This is a genomic window from Lentzea sp. NPDC004782 (genome assembly GCF_040609115.1).
Classification (GTDB): Bacteria; Actinomycetota; Actinomycetes; order Mycobacteriales; family Pseudonocardiaceae; genus Lentzea.
The window spans coordinates 1-15425 of sequence record NZ_JBEXJN010000108.1 but is presented as its reverse complement, the minus strand read 5'-3'; the positions used below and the strand labels follow the sequence as shown (position 1 = coordinate 15425).

The 15425-nt window shown below is 71.0% G+C and carries 15 protein-coding genes; 6 read left to right on the top strand and 9 right to left on the bottom strand.

The features are described from left to right. From ABZV40_RS44720 to ABZV40_RS44680, 9 genes are all read right to left on the bottom strand, one after another. On the bottom strand, positions 1–631 hold a 631-nt coding region (locus ABZV40_RS44720), incomplete at its 3' end, for an alpha-hydroxy acid oxidase (protein ID WP_355456118.1). Further along, on the bottom strand, positions 628–2172 hold the full coding sequence (locus tag ABZV40_RS44715) for an NAD(P)-binding domain-containing protein (RefSeq protein ID WP_355456116.1): 1545 nt from the start codon (positions 2170–2172) through the stop codon (positions 628–630). The genes ABZV40_RS44720 and ABZV40_RS44715, both read right to left, overlap by 4 nt. 12 nt (positions 2173–2184) lie before the next feature. Continuing rightward, positions 2185–3543 carry a long-chain fatty acid--CoA ligase gene (locus tag ABZV40_RS44710; protein ID WP_355456114.1) on the bottom strand — a complete coding sequence of 453 codons (1359 nt, stop codon included), beginning with the start codon at positions 3541–3543 and terminating at the stop codon, positions 2185–2187. After that, positions 3530–5074, bottom strand: a complete 1545-nt coding sequence (locus ABZV40_RS44705; RefSeq protein WP_355456112.1) for an NAD(P)-binding domain-containing protein — start codon at positions 5072–5074, stop codon at positions 3530–3532. The genes ABZV40_RS44710 and ABZV40_RS44705 overlap by 14 nt, the downstream gene beginning before the upstream one ends. Positions 5075–5129: 55 nt before the next feature. Beyond that, positions 5130–6383, bottom strand: coding sequence for a HAMP domain-containing sensor histidine kinase (locus ABZV40_RS44700; RefSeq protein WP_355456110.1), 1254 nt, complete (start codon positions 6381–6383; stop codon positions 5130–5132). After that, the gene (locus ABZV40_RS44695) at positions 6380–7027 is read right to left on the bottom strand and encodes a response regulator transcription factor (RefSeq protein WP_355456120.1); all 648 of its coding nucleotides are present in this window, start codon (positions 7025–7027) and stop codon (positions 6380–6382) included. Before ABZV40_RS44695 ends, ABZV40_RS44700 begins: the two co-directional genes overlap by 4 nt. Positions 7028–7302: 275 nt before the next feature. Further along, on the bottom strand, positions 7303–8097 hold the full coding sequence (locus ABZV40_RS44690; protein WP_355456108.1) for a glycoside hydrolase family 20 zincin-like fold domain-containing protein: 795 nt from the start codon (positions 8095–8097) through the stop codon (positions 7303–7305). Positions 8098–8146: 49 nt separating this feature from the next. After that, positions 8147–9865, bottom strand: coding sequence for a HAMP domain-containing sensor histidine kinase (locus ABZV40_RS44685; RefSeq protein WP_355456107.1), 1719 nt, complete (start codon positions 9863–9865; stop codon positions 8147–8149). Continuing rightward, positions 9855–10550, bottom strand: a complete 696-nt coding sequence (locus tag ABZV40_RS44680) for a response regulator transcription factor (protein ID WP_355456105.1) — start codon at positions 10548–10550, stop codon at positions 9855–9857. Before ABZV40_RS44680 ends, ABZV40_RS44685 begins: the two co-directional genes overlap by 11 nt. A 79-nt stretch (positions 10551–10629) precedes the next feature. On the opposite strand from ABZV40_RS44680, the gene ABZV40_RS44675 reads away from it, so the two are divergent. From ABZV40_RS44675 to ABZV40_RS44650, 6 genes are all read left to right on the top strand, one after another. Further along, on the top strand, positions 10630–11664 hold the full coding sequence (locus ABZV40_RS44675) for a peptidoglycan-binding protein (RefSeq protein WP_355456103.1): 1035 nt from the start codon (positions 10630–10632) through the stop codon (positions 11662–11664). Continuing rightward, positions 11661–12383: an ABC transporter ATP-binding protein gene (locus ABZV40_RS44670; protein WP_355456101.1), complete on the top strand. Its 723-nt coding sequence runs from the start codon at positions 11661–11663 to the stop codon at positions 12381–12383. The genes ABZV40_RS44675 and ABZV40_RS44670 overlap by 4 nt, the downstream gene beginning before the upstream one ends. After that, positions 12380–13549: an ABC transporter permease gene (locus tag ABZV40_RS44665; protein WP_355456099.1), complete on the top strand. Its 1170-nt coding sequence runs from the start codon at positions 12380–12382 to the stop codon at positions 13547–13549. The genes ABZV40_RS44670 and ABZV40_RS44665 overlap by 4 nt, the downstream gene beginning before the upstream one ends. Before the next feature lie 17 nt (positions 13550–13566). Next, complete coding sequence (locus ABZV40_RS44660) at positions 13567–14124, top strand: hypothetical protein (protein WP_355456097.1); 558 nt, start codon at positions 13567–13569, stop codon at positions 14122–14124. A 51-nt stretch (positions 14125–14175) separates the two neighbouring features. Continuing rightward, a complete protein-coding gene (locus tag ABZV40_RS44655; protein ID WP_355456095.1) occupies positions 14176–14928 on the top strand; it encodes a methyltransferase domain-containing protein in 753 nt (250 codons plus the stop codon). A gap of 123 nt (positions 14929–15051) precedes the next feature. Continuing rightward, on the top strand, positions 15052–15360 hold the full coding sequence (locus ABZV40_RS44650; RefSeq protein WP_355456093.1) for a DUF1540 domain-containing protein: 309 nt from the start codon (positions 15052–15054) through the stop codon (positions 15358–15360). The last annotated feature ends 65 nt before the right edge of the window (positions 15361–15425 follow it).

The following is a 15425-nucleotide window of genomic DNA, read 5'->3' as shown; positions in this document are numbered from 1 at the left end:
CGCGGATCTCCTGCGGCGTGACCGGGGCCCAGTTCCTGAGGTTGTCGCGCCACAGGTCCCGGGAGAACGCCGCCATCTCGATCTTGCGCAGGCCGGGCGTTCCCGGCAGGTCCCGCATGTTCTCCGCCGCGAGCCCGGCGGGCAGGTCGTGGAACCCGTGGGCGAGGTCGCGGCGGTGCCGGCCGAAGACGGGGGAGTCGACCGTGATCACGAACGCGGCGCAGCCCGCCCGTTCGGCCCGCCGCACCAACGCTTCCGTGACCTCCCACTCGGGCTGCAGGTACAGCTGGAACCACACCGGCCCGGTCGCGGCCGTCACGACGTCGCCGATCGGCACGGTCGAGGCCATGCTCGACACCAGGACCGTTCCGTTCAGCGCCCGTGCCGTCGCGACCTCGCCCTCGGGGTGTGCGAGCTTGTGGAACGCGGTCGGTGACACCAGCACGGGAAATCCGGCGTCCCGGATTTCCCCGCCCCGCAACACGCGGGGCAGCAGTGCGCGGCGCCGGAACGCGGCCTCGTTCTCCCCGAGCACGACCTCGTCGCCGGCCCCGCCCGCGAAGAAGTCGTAGTGGACGGGGTCGAGCACCGCACGTGCCTTGTCGTGCAGCTCCGCGAGCACGGGGTTCACCGCAGGTACTCCCGCAACGGTGCCTTGTGCACGGTCTCGCTGTCCCACTCGTTCTCGAGGTTCTCGGTGAGGTGGTGCTCGTCCACCAGCGTGCCGCCGCGGAACCGCCGCACCACCGGGTGCAGGTAGCGGCCGTCGAGCCCGCTGGTGTCGTCCTGCGAGGTCCGGCCGGCGGTGATGTCGAACGGGTTGACCTTGTCGTGGTCGGCGCCGTACTCCAGCGTCACGGTCAGGTACGTCTCGACGTCACCGAACTCGCCGCGCGCCACAGCTTCGTGCAAATAGGCGACCGGCACCTCTTCCACGTAACGCACGCCGTCCGGTCCGTACAGCACCGCGTCGGCCATGAACGCGAACAGCTGCCACAGCGCGGAAGTCCGGTTGACCCGCTCGATGATCGCCTCGGTGACGGCGTCGGGCGCGAGCGAGCGGCTCGGCCAGTCCACGCCGTGGTAGCGGTGCTCGTGGATCCGGTGCAGCGCCCGCACGCCGTAGCGGAAGCCGTGGATGAACCCGCTGGTGGACTTCTTGAAGTCGCGCGCCTGCGTGATCGTGCCCGCGAAGAACAGGTCCGGCACGTTCACCGACTCCCACGCGGCCGTCTGGCCGGGGAAGCGCGCGTTGATCGTGAGCTGCGGCCGGCAGTCCGGCGTGAAGATCGAGGCGTCGAACCGGAACCCGGTCGCGAGGATCACCCGGTCGTAGCGGATCTCCTTGATCACCTCGTTGACCCGCTGGAAGCTGACCTTCACCAGGTAGCCGCCGCCGCCGTCGCGGCGGATGCCCGCGATGTGCCCGTCCAGCACGGCGTTCTGCGACTTGAGCTGGTAGGTGTCGAGGAAGTTGTTGTTCACCGCCCGCAGGTGGCCGACGAAGTGCGTCTGCCACGCCAGCTTCAGCGAACCGGGCCCGGCGACGTGGATGACCGACGCGGTCTCGACCAGCGCGTCGGCGGTCTCGAACGCCGAGTTGCCGCGTCCGATGATCAGCACCTTCTGCCCGACGAAGTCCTTCGGATCAACGGAGACGTCGTAGTAGAGCTCCGCGTGCTCCACACCGTCGATCTCCGGCACGTACGGCTGCGACACCCCGGTCGCCGCGATGATCCGCTTCGCCCGGTACGTCACCCCGTGCTGGTCGCGCACCATGAAGTCGTCCGGCCTGCTCACCGCAACGACCCTGGTGTCGTAGCGGATCGGCAGGTCGTTCTTGACCGCGAAGTCGCCGAGGTAGCGGACCATGTCGTCGGCCTGCGGGAAGTAGCGCGGGGTGTAGCCGGTGAACAGCAGCTCGGGATCGTCGGACAGCAACGAGTTCCAGTCCACGCGCAGGTTGAGCTCCGGGTCGTCCCAGCCCGTGTGGACCTTGTTGATGGAGATCAGCTGCCGGTGCCGGGGAAAGCGGGTGAAGAACGTCCCGGCCGCTGCGCCGGCCTCCAGCACCAGGTGGTCGCGTCCCGCCCGTTTGAGCAGGTAGGACGCCTGAAGTCCGGCTGGACCGGCGCCGATCACGAGACACTCCGTCGAAATCTCGCTGGACACGACTTCACTCCTCTATGCGGTCAACAGACGCTTGTCGGGCTTGCCGCTGGGGGCGACCGGAGGTTCGGCGATGGCGGTGACCCGGACGGGCGCGCAGGCCGCGCCCAGCCGTTCGGTCACCAGCTCCCTCAGTTCGTCGAGCTCGGGCACCCGTTCGCCCTTGGGCACGACGAAGGCGTGCACGGCCTCGCCCGTCTCGTCGTCGGGCACCGCGACCACGTAGGCCTCCGCGACTTCCGGGTGCTCCGCGATCACGTGCTCGATCGGGCCGATGTGGTGCAGGTTCGCGTTGACGATCACGACGTCCCGCGCCCGTCCGGTCAGGTGCAGGAACCCTCCGGCGTCGAAGTGCCCGAGGTCGCGGGTGCGGACCCAGCCGTCGACGAAGACCTCGGCCGACTCCTGCTCGTCCGCCCAGTACCCGCAGGCCTGGCCCGGCGTGCGGACGAACAGCTCGCCGTCGCGGATCTCCACGTCCACCGGCGGTTTCCCGACCGTGCCGGGCGGGTCGAACGGGGTGGCCATCGAGATCATGCCGGTCTCGGTCTGGCCGTAGCCGTGGAACAGCACCGGTCCCAGCACCTGCAGGGCCTCGCAGTGCCGTTCGGTGGTCAGCGGCGAACCCGAGACCAGCAGCGCGCGCAGCGTCGACAGGCCGGCGGGGGAGTGGCGCCGGTCCGCGACGAGCTTGGTCAGGCCGGGCACGGTGATCACGCGGGCCGTCGCGCCCAGGCGGGTGATCGCGTCCGCGGGGTGGTCGGCGACGACGACCGTGCCGCCCGCGGTCAGCGTCAGCACGGCGTACTCGAACATGACCTGGCTCGACAGCGACCCGAACACCAGGTAGCGGTCGAGCCGCGACGCCAGCTCAGCGATCGCGGGCGGCCAGGCCTCGGGACGGGCGGCCCACGCGTCGGTTATGGCGGCGTAGGTCTGCGCGCAGGCCATGGGGGCACCCGTGCTGCCGCTGGTGTGGATGAGCCGGGCGACGTCCTCGGGCCTGCCGTCGCACCGCAGTTCGGAACCAGCAGCTCGGGGGATGTCCGAGTCACGCACGACGAGCTTGATGTCGAGGCCGAGCAGGTGCTCGACCTGAGCCTCGGTGAGCCCCGGCCGCACACCCACCACCCGAGCGCCCACCACGTGCCCCGCGAGGATCGTGGCGAACGCCTCCACGTTCACCCCGAGCAACAGCGCCAGCCCGTCACCAGGACCGATTCCCCTGGCGCGCAACCCGTTCGCGATCCGCGCGACCAGGTCGAGCAGCTCCGACCCGGTCACCACACGGGTGCCGTGCTCGAACACCGGCCGGTCCGCGGCGGCGCCGAGCACGTCGAGCACCGCGCGCGGAAACGGCTCACCGGCCGGCAAGGCATTCCTTCACGAACACGACCAGCGGCTGCTGGTGCACGTCCGGGAAGTCCCAGTGGTTCTCCAGGTTCTCGGCCAGGTGGTGGGTCGCCGCCAGCACGCCGTGGCGGTAGTAGCGCACCACCGGATGCAGGTAGCTGGCCTGCGCCGCGTTGGCCGCGTCGTTCTCCGCCACCCGCGGAACGTCGATGTCGAACGGGTCCACGGTGTCGTGGTCCGGCCCGTACTCCAGCGTCGCGACGAACCGGTGCTCGGCCGGACCGAGCCCGCCGTCGGCGACGTACGCGACCGGCACCTCCTCCTCGTACCGCGCCTCGTCGCCGTCGACCGTCACGACGTCACCCATGACTGCGAACTGCTGCCACAGGCACGAAGACCTGTTCACCCTGGCGATGACCGCGTCACTGATCGCCTCCGGCGAGAGCTCCAGCGGCGTGGCGGGCCACGGGGAGTCGTGGTGGCGGGCGTTGAGGACGCGGTGCAGCGCGCGGGCGCCGTAGCGGAAGCCGTGGATGAACCCGCTGGTGGACTTCTTGAAGTCCCGCGACTGCGTGATCGTGCCCGCGAAGTACAGGCCGCGCACGTTCACCGACTCGAACGCCGAGGTCAGCTCCGGGAACCGGTCGTTGATGACCAGCGCGGGACGGCAGTTCGGCGCGAAGATCGAGGCGTCGAACCGGAAACCGGTGCACGCGATGATCCGGTCGTACTCCAGCTCCCGCAGCTTCTCGACCGTGCGCGCGTACCGGAACTGGATCCGGAACCCGCCGTCCGGCCGCGGCTCGACGCGTTCGATCGTGCCGTCGATCACCGCGTTCTCGGACTTGAGCTGGTAGGTGTCGAGGAAGTTGTTGTTGACCGCCCGCAGATGCCCGACGTAGTGCGTCTGCCAGGCCAGCTTCACCGAGTGCGGCCCGGCCACGTGGATCACGGCCGCGTGCTCGACCAGCGCGTCGGCGGTCTCGAAACCGGAGTTGCCCTTGCCGATGACGAGCACCCGCTGACCGGTGAACGACTCCGGGTCGGTGTCGAACGTGTCGTAGCGCTCGACCTGCTCGATTCCCGGGATGGGCGGTACGTGCAGCTGCGAGACACCGGTCGCCATCACCAGGGTCCGCGCCCGGTACGTCTGTCCACTGCGGTCGGTCACGGCGAACCCGTCGCCGTCGCGCGCCACCTCGGTGACATCGATGTCGTAGTGCACGTTGAGGTGTGCCGCGAAGTCCCGGAAGTACCGCACGATGTCGTCGGCGTCGGGGAAGTACCTGCGGCTGTAGCGGGTGAACAACAGATCCGGGTCGTCGGTCAGCAGCGAGTTCCAGTCCATCCGCATCCGCTGCTCCGGGTCCGTGAACCCGGTGTGGACCTTGTTGATGGAGATCAGCTGCCGGTGCCGGGGAAAGCGGGTGAAGAACGTACCGGCACCGCTGCCGCGTTCGAGGACGGCGTAGTCCCGACCGTCCCGCTCCAGCAGTGCGGCGAGCTGCAAACCGGCCGGGCCGGCGCCGATGATCAGGTAGTCGTACGCCATGGTTCGGGAAGCTACTCAGGTGATCTCAGAACCTTCTGAGATCGACGGCGGCTGATCACAGGCAGGCCGCGGTGATCCTCTCCTTCAGCGCCACCGCGTTCCGCCGTGCCAACGGCAGCCGAACCGTGAACCGCGCACCCCGCCCGGGATGCCCGGCCGCCTCCACGGTGCCGCCGTGCCCGGTCACGATCTCCCGCACCAGCGACAGCCCCAGCCCGAACCGCTTCTCGCCCGGTCCGTGCCGGAACCGGTCGAACAACCGCTCCGCCTCCACCGGGTCGAACCCCTCACCGGTGTCCGCCACGACCAGCGAGACCTGCCCGGCCTCGGCCCGCAGCCGCACCTCGATCCGTCCGCCCTCCGGAGTGTGCCGCACGGCGTTGGCCAGCAGCTCGTCCACCGCCCGCCGCAACGCCGTCTCAACCCCGTTGACCACCAGCGAAACCCCGGGTTGTGTCACGGTCAGCTCGATCCCGCGTTCCGCGGCCCGCTCGTGCTCCTCCGCGACCGCCGCTGACACCACCACCGCGAGGTCCACCGCCTGACCGGTCCGCTCGTCGAGCTGCGCCGACAGCAACAGGTCGTCCACGACGTCCCCGAGCCCGCGGATCGACCGGGCCAGCGCGTCGAGGCTGTCCCGGTGGTCACCGGGCAGGTCCGCGGCCTCCGCCAGCCGCGACAACAGCTGCGCCCGCAGGTACGCCCGCGCGATCGGCGTGCGCAGCTCGTGGCTCGCGTCGGCGACGAACCGGCGCTGCCTGGCCAGCGCCTCCGCCAGCGGCCCGACCGTCCGGCGGCCGACCCCCAGCCCGATCAGCGCCGCCACCAGCAGACCCGCCACCTGTGCGACACCCAGCGCCTGCAGCAGGTGCACGCGGTCGGCCAGCTGGTACCGCAGGTCGAACACCGCCTGCACCGTCGTGCGGTCCGCGCCGGGAGCGGTCAGCACCATGTACTCCGTGCCGTTCGCGGAGACGTCCCGCTCGACGGCCGTGCCGGACGCCGCGACCGCGCCGAGGTCGTCCCGCAGCGGGAACCCGTCCGGCGCCGCCAGCGGGCCGAGGTCGAGCACCCCGTCCCGCAGCACGAACACCCAGGCGCACCTCGGCGCGGTCCCCGGCACGCCGAACCGCGCGTTGTACCGCAGCTCGCGCGTCACCTGGGTCTGCTGCGCGTGCACCATCACGACGTACGAGATCGCGCCGACGAAGGCGACCATCACGGTGATCGCCAGACCCACCAGCACGCTGACCCGCAACCGGGCCCGCCGGACCTCCGCGCGCTCGGCGTCCCCCCACGTTCCTCTCACAGAGCCCCCAACCGGTACCCGACTCCCTGAACGGTGCGCACCACCGACCGCCCGACCTTGGTCCGCAGGTAGTGCACATAGGTGTCCACAATGGATGGCGAGGGGGCGTCCTGGAACACCGTCCGCCGCAGCGAGGCCCGCGTGTGCACCGTCTCCGGGTGGGTCGCGAGCACCCGCAGCAGCGCGAACTCCCTGGCCGTCAACGGCACCCGTTCCCCGTCGGGCAGCACGACCTGGTGCTGTTCGAGCTCCAGGCGCCCGGCCCCGATCCGCAGCACCGCCGTCAGCTCCGCGGCCCGCCGGCACAGCGCCCGCAGCCGCGCACTCAGCTCACCCAGGTCGAACGGCTTGGTCAGGTAGTCGTCGGCACCGGCGTCGAGCCCGTCGATCCGGTCGCTGACCCCGCCCATCGCGGTCAGCAGCAACGCCTGCGTCCGCACCGCCCGCGACCGCAGCCGCGCCAGCAGGTCGAGCCCGTCGAGCACGGGCAGACCGCGGTCGATCACCACCACGTCGTACGGACGGGTGAGCGCGAGATGCAACCCGCGTTGGCCGTCCATTGCGACGTCCACCGCATATCCCTCGGCGCGCAGCACCGCGGAGAGCAACTCCACCAGCTCCCGGTCGTCCTCCACCAACAGCAGCCGGAAGGAGTCGGACGTCGAAGTGCCGCGCACGTCCTCAACAATCCCACGCCGCCAAGGCGTTCGACCAGGTCATCGTGCTGACAGACATTGTTCACGAATGTGATCGCAAGTCGCCGCGCAACGGCGTTGTCCGAGGTTCGCGCAATGATGAACCAAGTCGAGCAGGATTCTGCGAACCTTTGCAGCAGTGCCCAATGGGCCGATCAACGATAAACATGTGAAAAACGCGCACCGCATGAGCTGCGAGTGCGCGTTGTGTGTGAACGGCGGGGTTAGGCCCGCACGACCGCAGGCGTGGTGAACCGGCCGCCGACCCACCCCGCGGTCGCGACGGCGCGCAGCCCGTGATCGCCCTCGGCCAGCTGCCCGTGCGGACCGAGCACGTCCGCGGAGGAGGTGCCGTCGTGCCACCGCACCGGCAACCGGCCGTGCCGCTCCAGCACGCTCGCGAGCTTCGAGGTCAGCTTGGCGCTGCCGATGTGCACCCACCGGCTCGGGAACAGCTCCAGCAGGTCCAGCGTCGCCGGGCTGATCTCCGGCACCACCGTGATGCCGTGGTCGCGCCCGTACTCGACGAGGTCGCGCAACGCGTCCGGATCGCCCTCGGGAAAGACGTGCATGACGTTGAGCTTGTAGGCGGCCATCCTGTCGATGGCCTGCCGCATCTCGGCCGCCGGCAACAGCGGGCTCGTCACGCCACGCCACGAGAACGCGGGGGAGTCCTGCACGTCGGCGGCGCGCACCGTGCCGTCCGGGGTCATCAGCTGCCGGAACGACTGGACACCGTGCCGCAGCCCGGCCTGTGTGCCCGCGCGCAGCATCACCGCCGTGTTGCTCACCAGCAGCGCGTACCCCTCCGGCCCGAGCCCGCGCATGGCCGGGTCGTGCGACACCATCAGCATGCCGTCCGGCGACTCGGCGAGCAGATACCCGGTCTGCCGGAAGATCAGCTCACGCAGCATCGCGGCCGCCGTGCGCGCCTGCCCGGTCACCCGGACCGCGACGTCCTCGGTCAACACGAACGCACCCGTGCGACGGGGCGCGCTCGACGGCATCGGAATGATCACCGGTCTCCTCCCAGCCCACTAACGTGAAAACCGGTGCGTTGGTTCCACGTCAGTGACGATGATCACGCGCGGGCAGCCGCACGGTGAACGTCGTGCCCAGCCCAGGAGCGCTGGTCACGCCGACCGACCCGCCGTGCGCCTCGACCAGCTTCCGCACGATCGCCAGCCCCAGCCCGCTGCCCCCGGTGCTGCGCGCCCGCGACTTGTCGGCCCGCCAGAACCGGTCGAACACGTGCGGCAGATCCTCGGCGGAGATGCCGGAGCCCGTGTCGGCCACCGAGATGACGACGTGCGAGTGGACCGGTACCGAGCCGTCCAGCACCGCCTCCACCGACACCGACCCTCCGGCCGGCACGTACCGCAGAGCGTTGGCCACCAGGTTGTCCAGAATCTGCCGCAACCGCACCGCGTCCGCCTCAACCGTCAAATCCCCCGAGGACACCGACAGCGCTACCCCGGCCTGTGCGGCCCGCGCCTCGTGCGCCGCCCGGACCTGCGCCAGCACGGCCGGCACCGCCACCGGTTCGAGCGTCAGCCGCAGCGACCCGGCGTCGGCCACCGCGAGGTCCTGCAGGTCGTCCACCACGTGCTGCAGCACCAGCGCTTCCTTGAGCAGCAACGTGACCAGCGCCGGGTCGAGGTCGCTCACCCCGTCCTGCGCGGCCTCCAGCCAGCCCCGGATGTTGCTCAGCGGTGTCCGCAGCTCGTGCGCGACGTCGCTGACCATCGCCTTGCGCGCCTGCTCCAGCTGCGCCCTGTTCGCCGCCATCGTGTTGAACGCCCTGGTCAGGCCCGCGATCTCGTCCTGGCCCCGCACCGGCACGGGCGGGATGGCGCCGCCGCTCGACAGGTGTTGCGCGGCCGCGGTCAACGCCCTGAGCGGCCGCGTGATCCGGGCTCCGGCCAGCGCCGTCACCCCGACCGCGGCCAGCAGCACGGCCGCGGCCGCACCCACGACCTGCCAGCCGTTGCCCGACAACGAGATCGCGGCGGTCGGCGTGCCCTTCGGGTTCGTCAGGTACAGCAGCACCGGCGGTGCGACATAGGGTGCGAGCTGTTCCTTGCGCGACGCCGCGACGCACGCGGCGACGGCCGGCTTGTCCGGCGGGTCCGCGCCGGTGGACTGCTTGCGTGCGGGCGTGTAGTCGGGGTCGAGGTCCACCGGCGGCAGCGACCTGCGCGCGAGGCACGCGTTGACCAGGTCCTCCAGGTCGAGCAGCGCGGTGAAGTCGGCGGCGGTGTCGAACGGCAGGTCGTTCTCCCGGCAGTCGAGCTTCCTCTGCTCCTTCTTGACCAGCCGCAGGCAGTACAGCGACCCGGTCCGGTCCTCGCGGTCGCGGAAGTCGATCGGCGTGCGGAACGGCCCCAGCACCCGCTTGTCGATCCGGTCCGCGGGCGCGTCCGGCACCAGCACCGGGTCGACCGCCAGCGCGTCCACCACGGCCGAGGCCGTCGCGGGCAGCTGACCGCCGTCACCGCCCTGGTCGGCGACCGTGCGGCCGTCCTTGGTGACCAGCACGACCCGCCGGTTCGGGTGCTCCTCGGCCAGCGAGCCGAGCACACCGTCCACTTCGGACCAGTCGCGGTGCGCGGTGGCGTAGAGCAGCAGCGCCGCGTAGATCTTGTTGTCCGACGCCAGCTCCCTGCCCTGCTCGCGGGCGATCGACGCCTTCGTCAGCTGCGTGGCGAGCCACGCGGTCGCGGCGATCGAGCACACGGCGATCAGCACCACGACGACCAGCAGCCGCGTGAAGACGCTACGGCGCATCGACGCGCCCGGCGGTGAGCTTGTAGCCGATCCCGTACACCGTCACGAGGTGCTCCGGCGTGCGCGAGTCGGTCTCGATCTTGCGCCGCAGGTTCTTCACGTGCGTGTCGATCGTCCGCGTGGTCAGGTAGCTGTCGAGGCCGTGCATGCGCCGCAGCAACTGCTCCCGCGTGAACACCCGGTCCACTTCGGACGCCAGCACCTCCAGCAGCCCGAACTCGCCCGGCGTGCACTCGACCGGTGCGCCGCGCACGGTCACCTCGTGCCGCACCGGGTCCACGACGATCGGTCCCACCCGCAGCATCGGCGCGGGCCGCGCGGCCGGGCGGCGCCGCAGCAACGTCCGCACCCGCGCGACCAGCTCGCGCGGACTGAACGGCTTGGTCATGTAGTCGTCCGCGCCGATTCCCAGCCCGTGCAGCAGATCGTCCTCCGTGGACCGCGCGGTGAGCATCAGCACCAGCACGTCCGAATCCGCGCGCAAAGCGCGGCAGACGTCCAGGCCGCCCAGCCCGGGCAGCATCAGGTCGAGCACCACGAGTTCCGGCTGCTGAGCGCGCACCACGTCGAGCGCGTCCCGTCCGTCGTGGACGACGATCACCCGGTGGTGGTCCTGCTCCAGGTAACGGCGAACGAGCTCGGCCTGGTTCTCGTCGTCCTCCGCGACCAGGATGAGAGCGCTCACGGGCCGAGGATACGGACGCCCTCGCGGCGATCACCGGTTCGACACAGGATCCTCACAAGTGCCGCTCAAGATCCACCGCATGCGCAACACCGTCATCGCGGCCACGGTCCTCGTCGTGGTCGTCGTCACCGCCGTCGTGCTGCTGGCGCGCGGCAGACCGGTCGAACCGGCCGCGGCACCGCCACCGGCGACGAAAACCACCACCGTGCGGAAAGGAGATCTCACGAACACCCGTCTGCTGCAGGGCAACCTCGGGTTCGGCGCGGCCAGGCCGGTCAAAGGAGGCACGGGCACGGTCACGAAGCTGCCGGTGGCCGGTCAGGCGACCGAACTGGGCAAGGAGCTGTACCGGGTGGACGACCAGCCGGTAGTCGTGTTCATCGGCGCGACCCCGCTGTTCCGCGCGTTGGACGCGCCCGGCATCAAGGGCTCCGACGTCGCCGTCCTGATCGACAACCTCGCCGCCCTCGGCTACCAGGTCGGCACCCGGCCCAAGGACGCCGCGAAGGCCGAGCTCACCCAGACGGTCATCGACGCGGTGAAGAGGTGGCAGAAGTCGCTCGGCGTCGAGCAGAACGGCGTCCTGCAGCCCAGCCGCGTGCTCGTGCTGGAACGCCCGATGCGCGTGTCGACGGTGAAGGCCCAGCTCGGCTCACCGGCCGGTGAGGAGCTGTTCGAGGTCACCTCCACCGCCCGCCTGATCACCCTGCAGGTGCCGGTGTCCGAGGCGGGCGCGGTCAAGGCCGACGTGCCCGTGACGATCGTGCGCCCGGACTCCCGCGAGGTGCCCGGCAAGGTCACCTCGGTCACCAACGCCCCCGCCCAGGAGAACGGCGGCGGCCCGAAGGTCGACATCTCCGTGACCCCGGACAACCCGGCCGACGTCGCCGACCTCGACACCGCGCCGGTGCGGCTGAAGTTCACCACCGAGAGCCGCACCGGGGTGCTGACCGTGCCGCTCGCGGCGCTGATCGCGTTGAAGGAGGGCGGCTACGCGGTGCAGCTGCCCGGTGGCGGGCTGAAGGCCGTGAAGACCGGCCTCTACTCCCAGGACAAGGTCGAGATCTCCGGCGACGGCATCACCGACGGCCTCGAAGTGGTGACCGCCCAATGACCAGCCCAGTTCTCGCGTTGCGCGCGGTCAGCAAGCACTACCCAGGCGGTGTCACGGCGTTGTACGACGTCTCGTTGCGCATCCGCGCGGGGGAGCTGGTCGGGATCGTCGGCCCGTCGGGCTCCGGCAAGTCCACCCTGCTGCACCTGATCGGCACGCTCGACCTGCCGTCGTCGGGCACGGTGGAGGTCGACGGCCAGGACGTGTCGTCGCTGACGGACCGCCGCCTGTCCGCGTTGCGCGGCAGCCGGCTGGGGTTCGTGTTCCAGCAGTTCCACCTGTCCGACGCGCTGACCGCGACCGAGAACGTCGCCACCGGCCTGCTGTACGCGGGCGTGCGCCGCAAGGACCGCCGCGCGCTGGCCGTCTCCGCGCTGGAACGGGTCGGCCTCGGCCACCGGACCGGCCACCGGCCGCACCAGCTCTCCGGCGGCGAACGGCAGCGCGTCGCCATCGCCCGCGCCGTGGTGAACAACCCGGCGCTCGTGCTGGCCGACGAACCGACCGGCGCGCTCGACACCGCGAACGGCCAGGCGGTGCTGGAGCTGTTGAAGGAGCTCAACCGGCAGGGCACGACCATCGCGCTGATCACGCACGACCGCGACATCGCGGCTTCGCTGCCACGCCAGGTGGAACTGCGCGACGGCCGGATCGTCTCCGACGCCAGCGCAGATCAGACGGTCCGGTTCCCCCGGCCGCGCACGAAGGACGAGCGATGACCCGCCTCTCACCGGCCGACCTGCTGTCCCTCGGCTCACTCGGCATCCGCACCCGCCGGCTGCGCGCCGCCCTCTCGGCGCTGGGCATCGCACTCGGCATCGCCACCGTCATCGTGGTCACCGGCATCCCCGCCTCCAGCCAGCAGGCGCTGCTCGACGAGCTGACCGCCCTCGGCACCAACCTCCTGCGCGCCCAGCCCACCCAGCGCAGCGACAACCCGGTGCTGCTGCCCGAGTCCTCCGTGGCGATGGTCCGGCGCATCGGCCCGGTCACCGCCGCCGCGGCCGTCGCCAACACCCACGCCCGCGTCCGCCGCAACGACCTGCTCGACCCCGGCCACAGCTCCGACCTCACCGTGCTGGCCGCCACCGCGGGCCTGCTGGACGCCGTGAACGGCAAGATCGCGAGCGGTGAGTTCCTGCCGCGGCCGGACTTCCCGTCGGTCGTGCTCGGCAACGTCGCCGCCGCGAGGCTCGGCGTCCAGAACGCCGGCGAGCACCCCGCGATCTTCGTGGGCGACCGCTGGTTCACCGTCGTCGGCGTGCTGGCCCCGCTGCCGCTCGCCCCCGACCTCGAACGCTCGGTCCTCGTCGGCTGGGACGCGGCCCGCACCCAGCTCGGCTTCGACGGCCACCCGACCGTCGTGTACGTCAAGGCCCGCGAGGAGTCCATCGAGGACGTCCGCGCCGTCCTGCCGGTCACGCTGTACGGCGAGATCCCGGGCCTGGTGCAGGTGAGCCGCCCGTCCGACGCGCTGGCCGCCAAACGCGCCACCCAGAACTCCTACAGCGCCCTGTTCCTGGGCCTGGCCGGCGTGGCACTGCTGGTCGGCGGCGTCGGCGTGGCGAATACGATGGTGATCTCCGTGCTGGAACGCCGCAGCGAGATCGGCCTGCGCCGCGCCCTGGGCGCCACCCGCGGCCACATCCGCGCCCAGTTCCTCACCGAGGCGGTCCTGCTCTCCGGCCTCGGCGGCCTGGCGGGCACCGCCCTGGGCACCCTCGGCGTCACCGGCTACGCCACCCTGCACCGCTGGCCGGTCGTCATCCCCCTGCCGGTCCTGGCCTGCGGCGTGCTCGCCGCGTTCGTCGTGGGCGCCGCAGCAGGCCTCTACCCCTCCATCCGCGCCGCCCGGCTCACCCCGACCCAGGCGCTCTCCGCGTGACGAAAGGACAGTGCTCCATGAAGAAGGGTTCGCTGAAGAAGGCCACCCCGGCCCTGCTGCTGTTCCTCGCGGCCTGCAGCTCCTCCGCCAAGCCACCCGAGGTCGCCTCGATCACGCCGCCCGGCAGCAGCGCCGCCGCCGCGACCTCGGCGGCCCAGGAACAGCGCCCCCGCGAACGCATCGACGGCACCCCGGAGGACTACGAGGCCCTGCTGGGGCCGTACAACCAGTGCATGGCGGGCTTCGGCCTGGACCCGAAGGGGGCCAGGGCGGCCGAGGGCAGCGGCCGCCCGCAGCCGACCAGGGAGGAGCAGGACAAGGCGCTGAAGGCGTGCGAGTCGAAGATGCCGCTGCCCCCGTGGGAGAAGGACGTCAACAACCCGGAGGCCCTCGACTTCGCCAACCGCGTCGTGCAGTGCCTGCGGAACAAGGGCGTCCGCTACGTCGAGGTGAGCAACGAACCCGGCGGCGACACCGTCGCCTACGCGTTCGGCGGACCCAACAACGACGCCGCGTCGATCACGCTCGGCCTGGAGCACGTGAAGGAGTGCGAGATCGCGTCCTCCAAGAAGTGACCGGACGAGGAGCCCCAGCGGGATGGCGTCAGCTGCGTTAGGTTCCCCGCCATGTGGGACGCGGGTGATGCGTACGAGCGGTACGTCGGCCGGTGGAGCAGACCGGTCGCGGTGGAGTTCCTGCGGTGGCTCGACGTGCCACCGGGCCGCACGTGGCTCGACGTGGGCTGCGGCACCGGCGCGCTGACCGAGACCGTGCTCGCCCACGCGCAGCCCGCCTCGATCACCGGTGTCGACCCGTCGCCGGGCTTCCTCGACCTGGCCAGGCAACGCGTCGAGGGCGCCACGTTCGAGGTCGGCAACGCCATGGACCTGGGGGAGCGCCAGGTCGACGTCGTGGTGAGCGGCCTCGTGCTGACGTTCGTGCCCGACGTGCCCCGCGCCGTCGCCGAGTTCGCCCGCGTGGGCTCGTACGTCGGCGCGTACCTGTGGGACTACACGAGCGGCATGCAGATGATGCGGCTGTTCTGGGACGCCGCGAAGGACGTGGACCCGGCCGCCGCGTCCCAGGACGAGGGCCTGCGGTTCGGGGACGTGAGCGACCCCGACCCGTTGCGCACGTGCTGGACGGGCGCCGGGCTGCGCGACGTCGAGGTGACCGGCATCGTCGTGCCAACCGTGTTCCGCGACTTCGCCGACTTCTGGGAGCCGTTCGAGGGCGGCGCCGGGGCGGCACCCGCCTACGCCGCGACGCTGCCGGTCGAGCAGCGCGACGCCATCCGCGACCTGCTCCGCTCACGCCTGCCGCAAGCGGGTCCGATCGAGCTCACGGCCAGGGCCTGGGCGGTCAGAGGTTCGCGCTGAGGAAGTACGTGCCCCCGCGACCACAACCAGCGGTCTCACCCGAGTTCCTTTCAAATTGCGGCCTTTCCGCCGCGGTGGCATGGTCCGAATCACCGAACCTCTCCCACCACGGCAGGAGCGGACATGACCACCCTCGAGAACCCGGCGATGCCCGCCGTCCACGACTGCACCGTCAGCGACTGCTCGTACAACCACGACGGCTGTCACGCCTTCGCGATCACCGTGCGCGGCGACAACGGCGCTGCCGACTGCGGCACCTTCATCCCGTTGGGCACCAAAGGCGGTCTGGACAAGGTCGTCGCGCAGGTGGGCGCCTGCTCCCGCACCGACTGCACGCACAACTCCTCCCTGGAGTGCACGGCGCAGAGCGTGCGGGTCGGTCAAGGCGCCGGCGACCACCACGCGAACTGCCTGACCTACCAGCCGCGCTGAGCACGCCGCCGCTCTAGTTGATCTTTATGAAGGGCTCCTTCCTCCACGTGAGGTGGGTGAAAGCG

What these genes read in the sequence shown, in the direction of transcription:
- ABZV40_RS44685 (WP_355456107.1), bottom strand. Translation starts at nt 9,865, where the DNA reads ATGCGCCGTAGCGTCTTCACGCGGCTGCTGGTCGTCGTGGTGCTGATC.
- ABZV40_RS44650 (WP_355456093.1), top strand. Translation starts at nt 15,052, where the DNA reads ATGACCACCCTCGAGAACCCGGCGATGCCCGCCGTCCACGACTGCACC.
- ABZV40_RS44655 (WP_355456095.1), top strand. Translation starts at nt 14,176, where the DNA reads ATGTGGGACGCGGGTGATGCGTACGAGCGGTACGTCGGCCGGTGGAGC.
- ABZV40_RS44670 (WP_355456101.1), top strand. Translation starts at nt 11,661, where the DNA reads ATGACCAGCCCAGTTCTCGCGTTGCGCGCGGTCAGCAAGCACTACCCA.
- ABZV40_RS44705 (WP_355456112.1), bottom strand. Translation starts at nt 5,074, where the DNA reads ATGGCGTACGACTACCTGATCATCGGCGCCGGCCCGGCCGGTTTGCAG.
- ABZV40_RS44675 (WP_355456103.1), top strand. Translation starts at nt 10,630, where the DNA reads ATGCGCAACACCGTCATCGCGGCCACGGTCCTCGTCGTGGTCGTCGTC.
- ABZV40_RS44660 (WP_355456097.1), top strand. Translation starts at nt 13,567, where the DNA reads ATGAAGAAGGGTTCGCTGAAGAAGGCCACCCCGGCCCTGCTGCTGTTC.
- ABZV40_RS44665 (WP_355456099.1), top strand. Translation starts at nt 12,380, where the DNA reads ATGACCCGCCTCTCACCGGCCGACCTGCTGTCCCTCGGCTCACTCGGC.